The organism is Microbacterium oxydans (assembly GCF_900095745.1).
In the GTDB taxonomy this organism is placed as follows: domain Bacteria; phylum Actinomycetota; class Actinomycetes; order Actinomycetales; family Microbacteriaceae; genus Microbacterium; species Microbacterium oxydans_B.
Genome location: NZ_FMIR01000020.1, coordinates 1 through 16,178 on the forward strand (window position 1 = coordinate 1; position 16,178 = coordinate 16,178).

Annotated in this window: 17 protein-coding genes and 1 tRNA gene; 2 read left to right on the top strand and 16 right to left on the bottom strand. The window is 67.7% G+C overall.

All coding sequences use genetic code 11. The annotated features are described in order from the left end of the window. Positions 1 to 63: 63 nt before the first annotated feature. From BQ2383_RS19630 to mpaB, 6 genes are read right to left on the bottom strand one after another with little or no spacing between them, the layout of a single operon-like run. A complete protein-coding gene (locus BQ2383_RS19630; protein WP_308162157.1) occupies positions 64 to 171 on the bottom strand; it encodes a daptide-type RiPP in 108 nt (35 codons plus the stop codon). 44 nt (positions 172 to 215) lie between these two features. Continuing rightward, a complete protein-coding gene (locus BQ2383_RS19615) occupies positions 216 to 338 on the bottom strand; it encodes a daptide-type RiPP (protein ID WP_269319680.1) in 123 nt (40 codons plus the stop codon). 43 nt (positions 339 to 381) lie between these two features. After that, complete coding sequence (locus tag BQ2383_RS19620; RefSeq protein WP_272953142.1) at positions 382 to 510, bottom strand: daptide-type RiPP; 129 nt, start codon at positions 508 to 510, stop codon at positions 382 to 384. Between the two features lies 1 nt (position 511). Next, positions 512 to 1,672, bottom strand: a complete 1,161-nt coding sequence (locus BQ2383_RS19050; protein ID WP_167381671.1) for an iron-containing alcohol dehydrogenase — start codon at positions 1,670 to 1,672, stop codon at positions 512 to 514. Positions 1,673 to 1,704: 32 nt separating this feature from the next. Continuing rightward, positions 1,705 to 2,964 (bottom strand): daptide-type RiPP biosynthesis aminotransferase, encoded by a 1,260-nt coding sequence (gene mpaD / locus BQ2383_RS19055; protein ID WP_244176066.1) that lies wholly within the window; start codon positions 2,962 to 2,964, stop codon positions 1,705 to 1,707. Beyond that, on the bottom strand, positions 2,964 to 4,040 hold the full coding sequence (mpaB, locus tag BQ2383_RS19060) for a daptide biosynthesis RiPP recognition protein (protein ID WP_244176067.1): 1,077 nt from the start codon (positions 4,038 to 4,040) through the stop codon (positions 2,964 to 2,966). The genes mpaD and mpaB overlap by 1 nt, the downstream gene beginning before the upstream one ends. Positions 4,041 to 4,201: 161 nt before the next feature. Here mpaB and BQ2383_RS19065 point away from each other — a divergent pair. Next, positions 4,202 to 4,289 (top strand) — tRNA-Ser (locus tag BQ2383_RS19065). Positions 4,290 to 4,391: 102 nt separating this feature from the next. On the opposite strand, the gene BQ2383_RS19070 is transcribed toward BQ2383_RS19065, so the two are convergent. The 8 genes from BQ2383_RS19070 to BQ2383_RS19105 all read right to left on the bottom strand — a co-directional run bounded on the left by BQ2383_RS19070 (position 4,392) and on the right by BQ2383_RS19105 (position 13,676). Beyond that, the gene (locus BQ2383_RS19070) at positions 4,392 to 4,994 is read right to left on the bottom strand and encodes a GNAT family N-acetyltransferase (RefSeq protein WP_091037725.1); all 603 of its coding nucleotides are present in this window, start codon (positions 4,992 to 4,994) and stop codon (positions 4,392 to 4,394) included. A gap of 28 nt (positions 4,995 to 5,022) precedes the next feature. After that, complete coding sequence (locus tag BQ2383_RS19075; RefSeq protein WP_244176068.1) at positions 5,023 to 5,652, bottom strand: phosphatase PAP2 family protein; 630 nt, start codon at positions 5,650 to 5,652, stop codon at positions 5,023 to 5,025. 31 nt (positions 5,653 to 5,683) lie between these two features. Further along, complete coding sequence (locus BQ2383_RS19080) at positions 5,684 to 7,078, bottom strand: multidrug effflux MFS transporter (protein ID WP_208617707.1); 1,395 nt, start codon at positions 7,076 to 7,078, stop codon at positions 5,684 to 5,686. Positions 7,079 to 7,185: 107 nt separating this feature from the next. Beyond that, positions 7,186 to 8,340 carry a cystathionine gamma-synthase gene (locus BQ2383_RS19085; protein WP_091037731.1) on the bottom strand — a complete coding sequence of 385 codons (1,155 nt, stop codon included), beginning with the start codon at positions 8,338 to 8,340 and terminating at the stop codon, positions 7,186 to 7,188. A gap of 346 nt (positions 8,341 to 8,686) precedes the next feature. Next, positions 8,687 to 10,063 (bottom strand): cystathionine beta-synthase, encoded by a 1,377-nt coding sequence (locus BQ2383_RS19090; RefSeq protein ID WP_091037734.1) that lies wholly within the window; start codon positions 10,061 to 10,063, stop codon positions 8,687 to 8,689. 97 nt (positions 10,064 to 10,160) lie between these two features. Further along, positions 10,161 to 11,120, bottom strand: a complete 960-nt coding sequence (locus BQ2383_RS19095; protein WP_091037737.1) for a carbohydrate ABC transporter permease — start codon at positions 11,118 to 11,120, stop codon at positions 10,161 to 10,163. Next, positions 11,117 to 12,256, bottom strand: coding sequence for a carbohydrate ABC transporter permease (locus BQ2383_RS19100; protein ID WP_091037740.1), 1,140 nt, complete (start codon positions 12,254 to 12,256; stop codon positions 11,117 to 11,119). The genes BQ2383_RS19095 and BQ2383_RS19100 overlap by 4 nt, the downstream gene beginning before the upstream one ends. Positions 12,257 to 12,359: 103 nt before the next feature. Further along, positions 12,360 to 13,676 carry an ABC transporter substrate-binding protein gene (locus BQ2383_RS19105; RefSeq protein ID WP_029261009.1) on the bottom strand — a complete coding sequence of 439 codons (1,317 nt, stop codon included), beginning with the start codon at positions 13,674 to 13,676 and terminating at the stop codon, positions 12,360 to 12,362. Between the two features lie 286 nt (positions 13,677 to 13,962). Here BQ2383_RS19105 and BQ2383_RS19110 point away from each other — a divergent pair, with 286 nt between their 5' ends. Beyond that, positions 13,963 to 14,967 carry a LacI family DNA-binding transcriptional regulator gene (locus tag BQ2383_RS19110; RefSeq protein WP_091037742.1) on the top strand — a complete coding sequence of 335 codons (1,005 nt, stop codon included), beginning with the start codon at positions 13,963 to 13,965 and terminating at the stop codon, positions 14,965 to 14,967. Between the two features lie 79 nt (positions 14,968 to 15,046). Here the strand turns inward: BQ2383_RS19110 and rplL are convergent, their stop codons facing one another. After that, complete coding sequence (gene rplL, locus BQ2383_RS19115; RefSeq protein WP_091037745.1) at positions 15,047 to 15,430, bottom strand: 50S ribosomal protein L7/L12; 384 nt, start codon at positions 15,428 to 15,430, stop codon at positions 15,047 to 15,049. 48 nt (positions 15,431 to 15,478) lie between these two features. Next, the gene (gene rplJ / locus BQ2383_RS19120) at positions 15,479 to 15,967 is read right to left on the bottom strand and encodes a 50S ribosomal protein L10 (protein WP_029261006.1); all 489 of its coding nucleotides are present in this window, start codon (positions 15,965 to 15,967) and stop codon (positions 15,479 to 15,481) included. Between the last annotated feature and the right edge of the window lie 211 nt (positions 15,968 to 16,178).

Here is a 16,178-nt window from a genome sequence, read left to right on the forward strand (position 1 = left end):
GTGCGGGGCGTAGCTGATGGGGGCATGGCTGCCGAACGGCGACCCGACTACGCCCCGCACCCATCAGGTGATGGCCACCGCCGCGCCGATGATGATGATGATGTCGCCGACGATGATGTACCAGGGCTCGGGGGCGTCCATCGCCTCGATCTCCTCGAAACTCAGATCCATGTGCTCACCTCCTTCGGGCGAGGTCTGCTGCGATCGATCGCGGATCACGTCGCGATGCCGATGATGGCGATGACGGCGCCGATCTTCACCGCGGCATACCAGGTCCAGAAGTCGGGGGTGTCCATCGACTCCAGTTCTTCAAAGCGCAGATCTTTTGAGATCTCCATGTGTTCTCACCTCCTCTGTCGTACCGTTCCGGGCGTCCGCCACTCAGGTGAGAGCGGCGATGATGGCGACGATCGCCATGCCCGTGCCGACTCCGTTGACGAAGTCCGTCCACTCGGATGGGGCGTCCATCGTCGGCAATTCCTCGATCCGCAGGTTCAGTGCGGTGGTCATGTCATGTCACCTCCTCTCGTCGCTTCGTGATCGGATCCGCGCCCGCCGAAAACGACGCCGCGAAGATCTGATCGATGGCTTCCGGGGCGATGCGCCCGAGCGCCGGCAGCGATCCACCCCAAGAGATGCGTACCCGCTCGGATGCCTGCATACGCATCGATGCGCTCGGCGCATCGATGGTGCGCAGTCCCCAGCGCTGAAACAGTGTCGCGAGGCCATCGCGGATATCGAGGGGAAGCTCGGGCATGACGGCGCGGACCCAGGACCAGGCTGACGCGAGTCTCTCGGTCGAGCCCCAGCGCCGGTCGCCGTCGGCGATGGCACCCCAGATGGTCGGCAGGATCGACAGGGTCGCCGGGATCTTCCGGGCACCCGTCACCCAGGCCAGTTCGTTCGCCAGGTACCAGTGCTTCGCCGCATAGCTCTCCCGCCCGACGAGGGCCCAGCTGCGATGGCTCGCTGCGCTGAGCTGCCCCGCGAACAGACGTTCCTCGGGCGTGAGGGATCTGAGCCTGAGCCGTTCGCCCATCCGCGCTGCGCCGTTCACGATCGACTCGGCATCGTGATCGGCCGCGAGATCGACCCTGCTCCCGATCACGGGGCCGAGCACGCGGAGGATCACCTCGATCAGTCCCTCCATCTGCAGCAGTCGAGGCAGGCTGGCGGTGTGCAAGGGGTCGAGGACCGCATGATCGGGAAGCAGCGCGGGGCTGAAGAGGAGGCGACGCCCCCACGGCGTCACGAGACAGGCGACGCTGCTGACCTCAGAGCCGGTACCGATGGTCGTAGGGACGGCGACGAGGGGCGGCTCCTGGTCATGGTTGATGTCCGCCTCGGGCAGACGGACGAAGCCACTGCGTGCCGTCAGCCTGCGCAGCGGCAGGGCGAATCGCGGTGTCGTGATCAGGAGCCGTGCGATCTTCGCGGCGTCGAGGATGGTGCCTCCGCCGAGCGCCACGACCGCAGTCGCATCGTGCCCGGCGGAGACGATTCCGGCGATCGTGCCCGCGTCGACCTCCTGGGCATCGATGCGGAGTTCGGTGGCTCCCGCTGGCAGCGACATACTCATCCCGTCGACGGCCGCATCGCGCACGACGAGCGGCCGCTCGCCCAGCGAGAGTCGGGAGAGGACGGCCGAGGTCGCTCCGCTTCCCGCCGTCACCCGTGCCGAATTGTGAGCCTCCCTCAGCGCGTTCACGCGGCGCGCTCGTGGTCGTCGATGCCGTGCAGGATCGCGGTCTCGAGTTCGTCGAGCTCCGTCCTGCCGTAGAGGTATGCGGGGATCACCTGGATGCAGCCCGGTCCCGGCTGCACGATCGCCCCTGCTTTCCGCACCGCGGCCACGACTCCCGCGATCTCACCGCCGTCGAAAGGCCGTCCGTCCCGCGCGAGAACCACGGACCGGAAGCAGCCGATCCCGCCGGTGTCGACCACGTTGGGATGTGCCGCGATCCGCGTAATCGTCCCGTCCAGCGCCGCGCCCAGCTCCTGCGAGAGACGGAGCGCATCCATTCGGTCGAACTCCGACGCGGCAGCCAGGATGGCTGCGCAGGAGGCAGGGGTACCGGCTTGCGTCTCCGCATGCACGAACATCGCGTCGCGGCTGTCGAAGACATCGCAGAGTTCCGCGGAGACGAGCACAGCCGATGCCGCCGCCGCCCCGTTCGTCAGTGCCTTCGACAGCAGGAGCACGTCGGGGGCGACGGCCCAGCGCTCCGAGGCGAAGAGCAGACCGGTGCGTCCGAACCCCGTCGCGACCTCGTCGGCGACCAGTACGACGTCGAACGACGCCCGGATCTCGGCGACGGTCGCGAGGAACTCTTCGTCGAGGACGATCGCCCCCGATCCCTGCACGGGCTCGAGCACGAGAGCGGCGATCCGATCTCCTTCCCTGGCGAACAGCGTCCGCAGCTGCGCCCCGCCGTCATGCGGGGAGACGTGCCTCACCGCCCGCCGATCCACGCCGTACACGGACTGGCCCAGCGCCTCGCCGGTAAGGGCGAAGGCGCCGTAACTGAGCCCGTGGTATCCGCCCTGTGTTCCGACGACGAGGTTCTTCTGCGGTGCGCCCTTCAGCGCAGCCGCCTGACGCACGAGCTTCATCGTCAGATCGTTCGCCGCCGCTCCGGAGGTCGCGAAGATGACACGCGCGTAGTCACCCGCCCGCGCCAGGAGCATCTCTGCCGCCTCCTGAGCGTAGGAGTGCGAGGAGCGGAAGAGGGAGAGATAGGAGGCGGACCGCAACGCCGCCCCCACGGCATCGGCCACGGCCTCATTCCCGTAGCCGAGCGGAACGTTCCAGAGCCCGCTCGTCGCACAGAGTCGCGTGATGCCGTCGGCCGTGCGGACCCGCACGCCCGCAGCCGCGACCGCGTGCTCCTGTAGGCGCCCCCACATGCTGGGCGGTGTGAGGCTCTCCCAGAGTGCCGGCCGCGGCGCGGTGGCCTCGCGCATCACTCGCCGCTCCGCCCGTAGAAGACGAGATCGAGACCCGCCTGCGCGAACCTCCCGCGGACGTCCCGCAGCACCTCGGCTGCTTCCCCCGTGCGCCGTCCGAGTTCGGTGGCGAGCATCACCGACGCCGCTGCCTCGTCCCCGGTCGCCAGCAGGCACTCGGCTGCGCGCGCGGCGTCGACCCCGAGCCGGAAGCGTCTGAGGCTCACGGGATCGACCAGGATGTACTCCTCGCCGTCACCCGTCACCAGGAAAGGCGCCTCAGAGGCGACGGCCGCGGCGGCGCCCTCATCGAGAGCTCGGACGAGGTGTCCGCCGAAACCCGAGATGGCGGGCCGTGTCAGGGCACCGTCCCACTGCCGCAGCAGGTCGAGAGCGGCGACGTACCTCGCGAGCCAGGGCCTGTCGTCGAGATCCGCCTCGAGCACGCGGGGGTCGACGATCCGCGCGAACGCCCGGCCGCGACTGCTGCTCTCCGCGGCCGTCGCCTCGACGTCGGCCCGCTCATCGCCCACGCTGCCGAGGCGGAGCCCATCCGGCCCGTCTCGATACTCGCCGGACGCGGTGACGTGCAGGCGGACCAGGTCGGCCTCGCCGTCGTCCGCACGGACGAACGAGGTGCGCGAGTCCAGGAGAACCAATCCGCTGAGGAGCTGATCCACGAAGAAGCCCGACTCTCGCGCGGTGTCGGCGTCGCTGAGGAAGGCCGCGAGCCCCGCCGCCGACCCCTGGCGGACGATGGTGAGTCCGACGATGGAGAGGAACGGGGCCGCGAGGTAATCCTGCAGCTCGAAGGCGTGGCGTCCATCGAGGGTGATCTCGTCGCCGGGCTCGCGGAAGGAGCCGTCATATCCGATGGTCCGCGGATCGGCATGTCGCACAGGGGCGATCACGATGTCGCAGGGCTCCGCCGCGCGCAGCACCTCCTCGATGTGGTCTCCGGATTCGAGGAAGAACACGGCGCCCTCGACGATTCCCCGCCTTCCGCTGACGTACTGCTCGAAAGCGGTGGCCGTGCGGTGGCTCGGCCGTGATGCCGTGGTCGCGCTGTCCTGCATGTTTCCCCCAGAAGACATGGACCTTGATCGAACACGATCTGTCCTCATCTGAGGCTATACAGCTGACGTGTGACATGCAATATTCTGCTCACAGGATTCCCGAGGTCTCGATGGGGCTGCCCGCGATGGGTCTGTCACGCCGCCCTCCCCCGATCGGATAGGATGGACAGGTTGTTCCTGGTGACGTGTCCGAGCGGCCGAAGGAGCACGCTTGGAAAGCGTGTGTTGTGCAAGCAACCGCGGGTTCGAATCCCGCCGTCACCGCCAGAAACGCATGAAGGGTCTCCGCGCAAGCGGGGGCCCTTCTTGCGTTTCTCTCCAGTACGGGAATTCGGGGAGGAGCGAGCGCCGGGATACGCCCCGGCTCACTCAGCCGTCGAAGCGCACGCCGTAGATCTGCCCACCGGGCGCCGCGGGCAGTCGCGTCATCCCGAGCCGCTCGTAGAACGCGGCCGCTCCGGCGTTGTTCGGGTCGATCCCCAGGTGCAGTCCGCGCACCCCGCGGCGGGTCAGCTCGGCGAACAGGGTCTCCATGAGACCGCGCCCCAGCCCCTGCCCCTGCGTCTCGGGGAGCAGATCGATGTGCAGATGGGCGGGGTACTCGGCGGCGTTCGGCTCGATTCCGGGGGCTCGCTCGTACCCGTACTCGACCATCCGCTCCTCCCGGGTCGCGGGCTCCGCAGACCTGGGGTATCGCTCCTGCAGCCCGGGCCACCACTCGTCGCGGAACCAGGTGTAGAAAGCGTCGGTGTCGTCCGTCGCCACGATGTACCCGATGGTGCGCTCATCGTCACTCTCGACCACCCAGGCGAGGTCGGGATGCCGCTCGGCATAGGGAACGGCGAACAGGTCGCCCCACAGCGAGTCGTCGGAGAGGACGCCGGTCGCATCTCCCCCCGCGTCGGCGGTCTGCACGCAGATCTCGTACAGCGCGGCACGATCGGTGGGGAGGTAGGGACGGATGCGCGACACGAAGGCTCCTCTGACTGAACGGTCCGGCTCAGCCTATCGGCGCGTCGACCTCGGACTTCTTCTGCTGCACCCAGGGCAGCAGCCAGGCCGCCAGCACGAGCACGACGCCGGCGCCGACGAGCGCACCGCCGAGCGTGTCGGTGGCCCAGTGCACCGACAGGAAGGTGCGCGAGAGCGCCATCGCCAGCACCCACAGCGCACCGAGGATCGCGGTCCAGACCCGCGGGAAGAGCACCCAGACCACGAGCGCGATCGTCGCCGCGTTCGCAGTGTGGCCCGACGGGAACGAGCCGTAGTCACTCACCACCAGCATGTCCTCCGGCCGCGCTCTTCCGAAGAGCTGCTTGAGCAGCTGCACCGCACCGGCGCTCGCGGCGAAGCACACGGCCGCGAACACCGCACTGCGCCACCGGCGCGCCAGCAGGAGGGCGAGGATCACCAGCAGCGGCACCCCGAGGATCGCCACCCACCCGCCGCCGATCCAGTCCATGACCAGCGCGAACTGCAGCAGCCAGTCGCCCCGGATGCCGGCGACGGTCTCATTCCACCAGTGGTCGAAGCCGGGTGTCTCCGGGTAGACGAACACCACCAGGGCACCGAGCACCGTCGCGAGCGCGAGGAGGCCCACTCCCCACCACAGCAGCATCCGCCTGTCCATCGTCCCATTCTGCGGGACGCGGCCCTGCCGATCAGGGATTGAGCATCCCGACGGTCCGCGGACGCACGACGAACCAGAGCGAGAGGATGCCGATGGCGGCGCAGACCACCATGACCGAGGCCATGGTGGTCGCGGTGATCCCGGCGTCGTGGGAGAGCCAGCCCGCGACCGGTGAGATGAGCCCGGCGACACCGAAGTTGGTCGCGCCGATGATGGAGGCCGCGGTGCCGGCCGCCTTCCCGTGACGATCCAGCGCCAGCACCTGCACGTTGGGGAACGTGAAACCGCAGGCGGTCATGAACACGAAGAGCGGGATGACCGTTCCCCAGAGCCCGAGTCCGAGCTGGTCGGTGACGATGATGGCCACTCCGGCGAGCAGCAGCACGGCGGTGGAGTAGGCCATGACCCACTGCGGTCCGAACCGGGCGGCGAGACGAGAGGCGGTCTGGACGCCCGCGACGACGCCGAGCGAGTTCACGGCGAACAGCAGGCCGTACTGCTGCGCATCGAGTCCGTGCGTCACCTGGAACAGGAACGGCGATGCCGAGAGGTAGGAGAACAGGCCCGAGAAGGTCATGCCACCGATCACCAGCACACCGAGGAACACCCGATCCGAGAGCACCGAGCGATAGCGCTGCAGCATCGTCGCGCCACCGCGGTCCTGTCGGCGGGCGACGGGCAACGTCTCCGGGATGAACAGGATCGCCGAGGCCAGCATCACGATGCCGTAGGCCGCGAGGACGACGAAGATCCCCCGCCAGGGCATGAGAGTCAGCAGCCAGGAGCCGATCAGCGGCGCGATGACCGGGGCAACACCTGACACCAGCGCGAGACGCGAGAGCATGACGACCAGGCGGCGGCCGCCGAACAGGTCGCGCACGATGGCCATGGCCACGACGCCACCGGCCGCCGCTCCCACACCCATGAGCACGCGCGCGGCACTGAGCAGACCGAGGTCCGGGGCGAACGCCGCTCCGACGCTGGCCAGAACGTGCAGGGCGGTGACGGCGATCAGTGGCACACGGCGGCCGACCTTGTCGCTGAGCGGACCGACCACGAGCTGCCCGAGGGCGAAGCCGATCATCGTGCCGGTGAGGGTCAGCTGGATCGCCGCGGCCGTGGTCTGGAAGTCTTCTTCCAGCACCGGGAAGGCAGGGAGGTAGAGGTCGATCGTGAACGGCCCGAGCGCCGTGAGCGCGCCGAGGAGGATGATGTACAGCGTCCGACGGCCGAGGGAGATCGCATCCCCGGGGTGCAGCATGATGGGCGCTGTCGCCGGGTTGGCGCCGAGGGTGCGGATGGCGCCGGTGGCGGTGGAGGTGCGGATGCTGCCGGTCGCGGTGCGCTCCGGTTCTGCGGCCGGAGCGGTCTCCGACCCGTCGGGTCGCGCGGTGGAGATGGAGTCAGTGCGGGGAGCGTCGGACACGACGTCCTTCCAGAGTTCGGGGCGCCTGGTCGAATCGATTCGCCAGGGAAAGAACCCATGCTACCGCCGACCCGACCCCACCCCCCGCGATGGCTCCGGGCGGCAGGTCAGCGCGCGATGCGCTCCAGACCCTGCTCGAGGTCGGCGAGCAGGTCGCCGATGTCCTCGATGCCGACCGAGAGCCGCACGACGTTCTCCGGAACGGCCAGCTCGGTGCCACGCACCGACGCGTGGGTCATGTCCGGCGGGTACCCGATGAGGGATTCGACTCCGCCCAGCGACTCGGCCAGTTGGAACAGCGAGGTGCTCTCGGCGAAGGCCCGTGCGGCATCGGCGCCCGCGGCGAGCCCGAGCGAGAGCATCCCGCCGAAGGCGCTCATCTGCGAGGCGGCGATGGCGTGACCGGGGTGTGCCGCGAGTCCGGGGTAGTACACCTGCGCGAACTCGGGGCGCGCTGCCGCCCACTCCGCGATCGCCTGCGCGTTCTCGGAGTGCTGACGCATCCGCAGCGCGAGCGTCTTGATGCCCCGCGTGGTGAGCCAGGCGTCCAGGGGCGCGGATACCGCACCGACCGCGAACTGCTGGAACTTCACCTGATCGAAGAAGCGGTCATCGCCGAACACGACGGCGCCCCCGAGCACGTCCGAGTGGCCGCCGAGGTACTTCGTCGTGGAGTGCACGACCAGGTCGGCGCCGAGCGCGAGGGGCTGCTGCAGCGCGGGCGAGGCGAACGTGTTGTCCACGACCACGATCGCACCGGACTCGTGTGCGACCTCGGCGATCAGGGCGATGTCGACGATCTTCAGCAGCGGGTTGCTCGGCGTCTCGAGCCACACGATCTTCGTCTCGGGGCGGATCGCGGCGCGGAGCACATCCACATCCGAGAGCTCGACCGTCGTCGTGTCGATTCCCCACGGCGAGAGCACCTTGGTGAGCAGTCGGTACGTGCCGCCGTACACGTCGTTGCCGAGCAGCACGTGATCGCCCGGCTTCAGGATGCCGCGCAGCAGAGCGTCTTCGGCGGCAAGACCCGAGGCGAAGGAGAGTGCGCTCGCGCCGCCTTCGAGCGCGGCCAGCTGCGTCTCGAGCGACGACCGCGTGGGGTTGCCGGCACGGTTGTATTCGTAGCCATCGCGGAAACCGCCGATGCCGTCCTGCACGTGTGTGGAGGACTGGTAGATCGGCGGGATGATCGCCCCCGTCGTCGGGTCGGGAGCTTGTCCCGCATGGATGGCGCGAGTGGCGAAGGCGTGGTCGGACATGCCCTCAGCCTACGACCGCCCCCGCAGCGGAGACCCTCCCGTTACGCCCGGGGTCAGGCGACGGGAAGAGAGCAACCGCGAACGTCAATCGCGGCTCGCGGCCGTCACGGCTGCGCGCGCGGCTTCTTGTTCCGAAGGTTGCTGATGCCGACACCGAGCGCGAGAAGGCTGACCAGGCCGAGGCCGACGCCGAGTCCGTTCCAGAAGGAGCTGTCCACCCACCTCGTCACGATGAACACGAGCAGGAACAGCGAGCCGATGAACAGGTATCAGTCGATCTTCACAAGGACGACACTACCCGCGGTGCACCACGAGCGTTGCCGCGGCGGGGAGAGTGGTCGACGCCTCAGCGGGAGAGGTACCCGAGCAGATCCTGTCGCGTCAGCACCGTGTGCGGCTTGCCGTCTTCCGTGACCAGCAGGGCATCGGCGTCGGCGAGCGCCGTCTTCGCCTGGGCGACGGAGGCATGGATGCCGATGAGCGGGAGCCGCTCCCCCACGTGCGCTCCGACGGCATCGGTCGCGCTCGCCTCGCCCCGGAACAGCAGGTCGAGCAGCCCCTTCTCGTCGACCGTGCCGACGACCTCGCCCATCATGACGGGCGGTTCGGCGCTGAGCACGACCAGCTGCGAGACGTCGTACTGCGTCATCATCCCGATGGCCTCGAGAACCGTGTCGGTCGGATGCGCGTGCACGAGGTCGGGGATGCCCTCGCCCTGGCGCGACGGCCGCGCGGCGAGCACATCGGCGACGGTCTCGCCCTCCTCCACATCGCTGAACCCGTAGGAGCGCATCCATCCGTCGTTGAAGATCTTCCCGAGATAGCCGCGACCGCCGTCCGGCAGGAGGACGACCATCACGGCATCCGCGGGCAGTTCGCGCGCGACGCGCAGGGCGCCGACGACGGCCATGCCGCTCGATCCGCCGACGAGGATGCCCTCCTCACGGGCGAGCCGCCTCGTCATGGCGAACGAGTCCGCGTCGCCCACCGCCACGATCTCGTGCGGGACGGTCGGGTCGTAGGCGCCCGGCCAGATATCCTCCCCGACACCTTCGACGAGGTAGGGACGACCGGTGCCGCCGCTGTAGACGCTGCCCTCGGGATCGACGCCGACGATGCGCACCTGCCCCTCCGACACCTCGCGGAGGTAGCGCCCGGTCCCCGTGATCGTGCCGCCCGTGCCGACGCCTGCCACGAAGTGCGTGACCTGCCCCTCGGTGTCGCGCCAGATCTCCGGTCCTGTGGTCTCGTAGTGGCTGCGCGGACCGTTGGGGTTCTCGTACTGGTTCGGCTTGAACGCGCCGGGGATCTCACGGGCGAGTCGGTCGCTGACGCTGTAGTACGACTCCGGGCTTTCCGGCGCGACCGACGTGGGCGTCACCACGACCTCCGCGCCGTAGGCCCGCAGCACGTCGATCTTGTCGTCGCCCACCTTGTCGGGCAGCACGAACACGCACTTGTAGCCGCGCTGCTGAGCGACGAGTGCCAGGCCCACTCCGGTGTTGCCGCTGGTGGGTTCGACGATCGTGCCGCCGGGCTTCAGGTCGCCGGAGGCCTCGGCGGCATCGATGATGCGCGCGGCGATGCGATCCTTCGACGACCCGCCCGGGTTCAGGTACTCGAGCTTCACGAGCACCGTGCACGCGACGCCCTCGGTGACGTGAGTGAGCTTCACGAGGGGCGTGTCGCCGACGAGGTCGACGATCGAGTCTGCGTACTTCATGACTTCAGGGTAGACGCGCGGATGCCGCGGGCGGGGCTGTGTTTCGCCCGCCCGCGGCATCCGTTCTCACGAAAGTCCCCCTGTGTCTTCCGAAGCGTCAGCCCTTCGTCGACCCCGCCAGCAGGCCGCGTACGAAGTACCGCTGCAGCGCGAAGAACACGATGAGCGGGACGATGATCGAGACGAACGCACCCGCAGTGAGCAGGTACCAGCCCTCACCACGTCCGGTGATCTCGGCGAGCACCTTCGTGATCGGAGAGGCGGCGCCGTCGGCGAACACGAGGGCTACGAGCAGATCGTTCCAGACCCAGAGGAACTGGAAGATCGCCACCGACGCGATCGCCGGCATCGTGAGCGGAAGCACCACGCGGAAGAAGATCTGTCCGCGCGATGCGCCGTCGACGCGCGCGGCCTCGATGATCTCGCCGGGGATCTCCGACATGAAGTTGTGCAGCAGGTAGATCGCGAGCGGCAGCGCGAACATCGTGTGGGCGATCCACACCTGCGCATAGCCGCCGGCGACGTCGAGGCCCTCCGTCACCTGCACACCGAACAGGTTGATCCCTCGGGAGAACGACGACAGCAGGGGCACCAGAGCCATCTGGATCGGCACGATCTGCAGCGCGAACACGAAGATGAACAGCGCGTTGCGACCCTTGAACTCGATCCAGGAGAACGCATACGCCGCCATCGCCGCGATCATCAGCGGGATGAGCGTCGCCGGGATCGTGATCACGATCGAGTTGAAGAAGGACTCCAGGATCGTCAGCTGCGTGGTGCCGGACTGCAGCACCGCCGCGTAGTTGTCGAGCGTCAGTCGAGGGTCGGTGAACACGGTCCACCAGCCGGTGGTCTCGATCGCTTCCCGGTCGCGGAACGACGAGATGAAGAGGCCGAGCGTCGGAACGGTCCAGATGACGGCGATGATGATCGCGGCGACACTCGCCCAGGGCCGGCTGAGACGCTTGCGCGTGCGACCGGCCGAAGCCTCGAACCGGCCCGCGGTCGTGATGGCCCGCGTGCTGTCGCCGGCGTCTGTCTTCACGGTGTCGGTCATCGGATCTCCCGCTGCTTCTTGATCTGGCGTGCGTTGTAGATGACGATCGGCAGCACCAGGATGAACAGGATGACGGAGAGCGCAGCACTGCGACCCGCCTCGAACTTCGAGAACTGGGTGTACATCTCATTCGCCAGCACCGACGTGCCGTAGTTTCCACCGGTCATCGTGCGGACGATGTCGAACACCTTCAGGGAGGCGATCGAGATCGTGGTCAGCACGACGATGAGCGCCGGACGGATCGACGGGATCGTCACCGACTTGAAACGCTCCCAGGCGTTGGCGCCGTCGAGCTCCGCCGCTTCCAGCAGCTCGGCCGGCACGCCCTTGATGGACGCCGAGAGCACGACCATCGCGAAACCGGTCTGCACCCAGATCAGCACCACGATGAGCGCCAGGTTGTTCCACGGATTGTTCAGCAGGAACTGCTGCGGCTCACCGCCGAACCAGACCAGGATCTGGTTGAGCAGACCGATCTGCTCGAAATCCGGGCCGCGGTAGGCGTACACGAAGCGCCAGATGATGCTGGCACCGACGAACGAGATCGCCATCGGCATGAACACCAGCAGCTTGTAGATCTTCTCGCCGCGGGTGCGATCGATGAACACCGCGTACCCGAGGCCGATCATCGTGGAGAGCGTCGGGACGAGCAGCACCCACACGATCGTGTTGATCACCGAGGTCACGCCGTCGGACTGCGTGAAGATCCAGAGATAGTTGGAGAACCCGACGAAGTCGCTGCCCGTCGAGTTCCAGAACGACGCATAGACGGTCTGGATCGACGGCAGGATGAGGCCGGCGAGGAGCAGCAGAATCGCCGGGGCCATGAAGGCCACGAGCTGGATCAGGTAGCCCGCGCCGTCGCGGGACCGGTAGTCCAGGAAGAAGAACAGTGCACCGACGGCGACCGCGACTCCCATGGCCCAGTAGTAGGAGTTGAAGAACCACATCACCGCGAGCGGGATGAGCAGGCACATCGCGAGGCGGATGCCGGTGTAGAGAGCACCCTTGCGCGGTGCGATGTCGACGAGCAGCAGGATCACCACCACGACCACCGCGAACGCGATGACCACGGCGAGTGCCTGGAGGATCGGCGGGAGTGTCCCGATCCATTGGAAGAACACAGTCGCGTTCATGGATTCCCCTTCATGAGACGGAGCTGATCAGCGGTCGGCGCGGCGATGCGTGGACCGGGTGTGAGAAGGAGGGCCGCCCCGCGGGGCGGCCCTCCTCATCCGATCAGCTGGAAGGCCAGCCGGTCTCGATCTGAGTCAGCACCTCGTCGGTGGAGGTCCCGTTGACCCAGGCGACGATGCCCTTCCAGAAGGTGCCGGAGCCGACAGCACCGGGCATCTGGTCCGAACCGTCGAAGCGGAACGTCACCGAGTCGTCCTGGAGGAGCTTGATCGACTCCTGCAGGATCGGGTCCTCGACCACGTCGAGGTCGACACCCTTGTTGGCCGACGTCACGCCACCGAGGGCGAGACGGCTGTTGGCCCACTCGGGGCTGGACAGGTACTCGAGCACCTTCTGCGTCGCCTCGGAGTCGCTGAACGCGCCGACGATCTCGCCACCACCGGTGATGAGGGTCTCGTCCGGGTTCGGGCTCGGCGTCAGGAACGCCCAGACATCGCCGTCCTCGGCGAAGTTCGTTCCCTCGGGGTAGAAGCCCGACAGGAACGAGGCCTGGTGGGTCAGCCCGCACTCACCGCTGGCGACCTTCGCCGCCACGTCACCGAACGCGGTGGAGTTGATCGAGCGCACGTCGCCGAAGCCGGCGTTGACGTACTCCGGGTTCAGCAGGATCTCACCGGTGGCGTCGAACGCCTCCTTGATCTGCGGGTCGGTGAAGGGGATCTCGTTCTTGACCCACTGGTCGTAGACGTCGGGACCCGCGTTGCGGAGCACGAGGTCTTCGATCCAGTCCGTGCCCGGCCAGCCGGTCGCGACGCCGGACTCGAAGCCGGCGCACCACGGGGCAGCGCCACTCTTGTCCTTGATGGTCTGCGTCAGCGTGAGCAGCTCGTCCCAGCTGGTCGGCTCCTCGACGCCCCACTCGGCGAACTTGGTGGGCGAGTACCAGACCCAGCCCTTGACGCTCGCCATCAGCGGCGCGCCGTAGAACGTGCCGTCGTAGGTGCCGAAGTCGACCCAGCCCTGCGTCCAGTACTCCTCGGCGTTCTTCTTGACCGCCTCCGGAGCAGGCTTCAGCAGGTCGCGCGACGCGTAGTCCGCGAACAGGCCGGGCTGCGGGAAGATCGCGATGTCCGGCGGGTTGCCGCCCTGCGCGCGCGTGCCGAGCTGCGTCTCGAAGTCCTGGCTGCCCTCGTACTTGATCTCGATGTCGTTCTCCTTCTCGAAATCCGCCCAGGATTCCGCGAGGAGTTCCGCTTCGCCCTCGACGATCGTGCCGTAGATCGTGACGGTGTTGTCTCCGCCGCCACCACCGCCGCCTCCGGAGGTCCCCCCGGGAGCCCCGCATCCGGCGAGCGCGATGCCCGCGACCCCCAGCAGGGCGAGAGGCGCGTAACGCCGTGAACGCTGTGACAGAGCCATGTGAATTCTCCTCTTCGAGTACAGGGTCCCACCTGTTGCGATGCCACCCCTCGGCATCGGTAGGGAACCGATTCCAGGCCAACCTACTGGCGATCGATATCCCGGCACAACAAGGAAGGGTCACAAGCTCACAACCATTCGCCACACCTCGACGTCGCGGATGGGAGCGCTCCCTCGCTCACGGTGTGGAACCGGTTCCTTTTGATCGCTTCGAGGACTACGCTGTCACCGGCGCGGCGACCGCGCCGCCACCCACGCAACGGCGTGATCAGGTCGAGGAGGACCGATGAGCACGATCGCCGACGTCGCTGCGCGTGCCGGGGTGTCGAAGGCCACCGCGAGCCGCGCACTGAGTGGACGCGGTTATGTCTCGGAGGACACCCGTTCCCGCGTCACGGATGCCGCCCGCGAGCTGTCGTACGTCGCGCACTCCTCCGCGACGAGCCTGGCCACCGGTCGGACGCAGACCGTGGGCATCGTGATGCCGCCCGTCGACCGCTGGTTCTTCGCCGAGCTGCTGGCAGGGATCCAGGAGTCCCTTCTGATGCTCGATTACGACCTCTCGCTCTACGGGGTGCCCGAAGGATCGCAGACGCGAGAGCGGCTGTTCGAGAGTGTCCTGCCGGGCCGGCGCTTCGACGGCATCATCGCGGTGGGCATCCAGCCGAGCGCGCGCGAACTCGAACGCCTGCAGCTCACCGGGCGCCCGCTGGTGAGCGTGGGCCCATACGGCGAAGGATCCACTGCCGTCTCGATCGACGACGCCGCCGCCGCCCGCATCGCCACCGAACACCTCATCGAACTCGGGCACACCGACATCGCCTTCGTCGGGGGATCAGCCGACGAGAAAGCGCTGAGCCTCGGCGACGCCCGGCGACTCGACGGCTATCGTGGCGCGCTACAGGCCGCCGGACTCGCCGCGCATGCGCGGGTCGCCGGCGCCGCTCCCACCATGCCGGGCGGCTATGCGGCGACGGCCGGCCTGCTCGGCGACCGCCGGAACCGCCCGACCGCGATCGTCGGGGTGTGCGACGAGGCGGCCATCGGCGCGATCATCGCCGCACGCCGCCTGGGTATCGCCGTGCCGACCGAACTCAGCGTGGTCGGCATCGACGACCATCAGCACGCCGACATGTTCGCCCTGACCACGATCGGCCAATCACCCCGCGAACAGGGACACGAGGCCGTGCGCCTCCTGATGCAGCGGATCGACCGGCCGGACGCTCCGCTCGCGCATGTGTCGGCAGCATCCGCCCTCGTGGTGCGCAACTCCACCGCCCCGCCACGCTGAACGCATCGAAAAGCGCCAGGACGCACGAAGGCCCCGGGCGAACCCGGGGCCTTCGATCAGAAACGCGTGAGCGTCGCGATTACTTGAGGGTAACCGTTGCGCCTGCCTCTTCGAGAGCAGCCTTGGCCTTCTCGGCGGTCTCCTTGTTGGCGCCCTCAAGGACAGCCTTCGGGGCACCGTCGACGACAGCCTTGGCCTCGCCGAGACCCAGCGAGGTGAGCTCGCGGACGGTCTTGATGACCTGGATCTTCTTCTCGCCAGCAGCCTCGAGGATGACGTCGAAGGAGTCCTTCTCTTCCTCAGCCTCAGCAGCGCCTGCGCCACCCGCAGCACCGGCAACGGCGACGGGAGCAGCAGCGGTGACCTCGAACTTCTCCTCGAACGCCTTGACGAAGTCGTTGAGCTCGACGAGGGTCAGGCCGGCGAACTGCTCGAGCAGCTCCTCAGTGGTGAGCTTAGCCATGATGTATCTCCTAGATAGATGGGGTTTGTAGACGAGATCGCAGGTCGCTTACGCGGCCTCTGCGGTCTCCAGCTTTTCGCGAAGAGCATCGATGGTGGCGGCAGCCTTGCCCATCGTCGCCTTCATCATGCCCGCAGCCTTCGCCAGCAGAACCTCACGGCTCTCCAGCGCGGCGTACTTGTTGACCTCGTCCGCGGTGAGGGCGTTGCCCTCGAAGATGCCGGACTTGATCACGAGAAGCGGGTTGGCCTTGGCGAAGTCACGCAGAGCCTTGGCGGTGGCGACGAAGTCACCGTGCACGAACGCGACAGCCGACGGACCCTTGAGGTCGTCGTCCAGCGCGGAGATGCCAGCCTTGTTGGCGGCAATCTTGGTCAGCGTGTTCTTCACCACGGCGTACTCAGCGTCCTGACGGATGCTGTTGCGCAGCTCCTTGAGCTGGGCAACCGTCAGACCGCGGTACTCGGTCAGCAGGACGGCGTTCGAGTTCTCGAATGACTTCGTGAGCTCGGCGACCGATGCATCCTTCTGCGCCATGGTCACTCCTTGGTGTGTACGAGGCGCCGCACGGTGGTGGGGCGCCGACCTGGACCACCTGCACAGAAAAAAGCTCCGGCGCAAGCGCACGGAGCTTTGAGAAGTTCGTGTCCTGCGCGGGCCCCTGCTGTGCAGAGCTTCGATCTTGCGTGCTTGCGCACGCCTGATGACCAGCGGTCTTCGGTTGAGACAACACTACCTCACCCGTCCA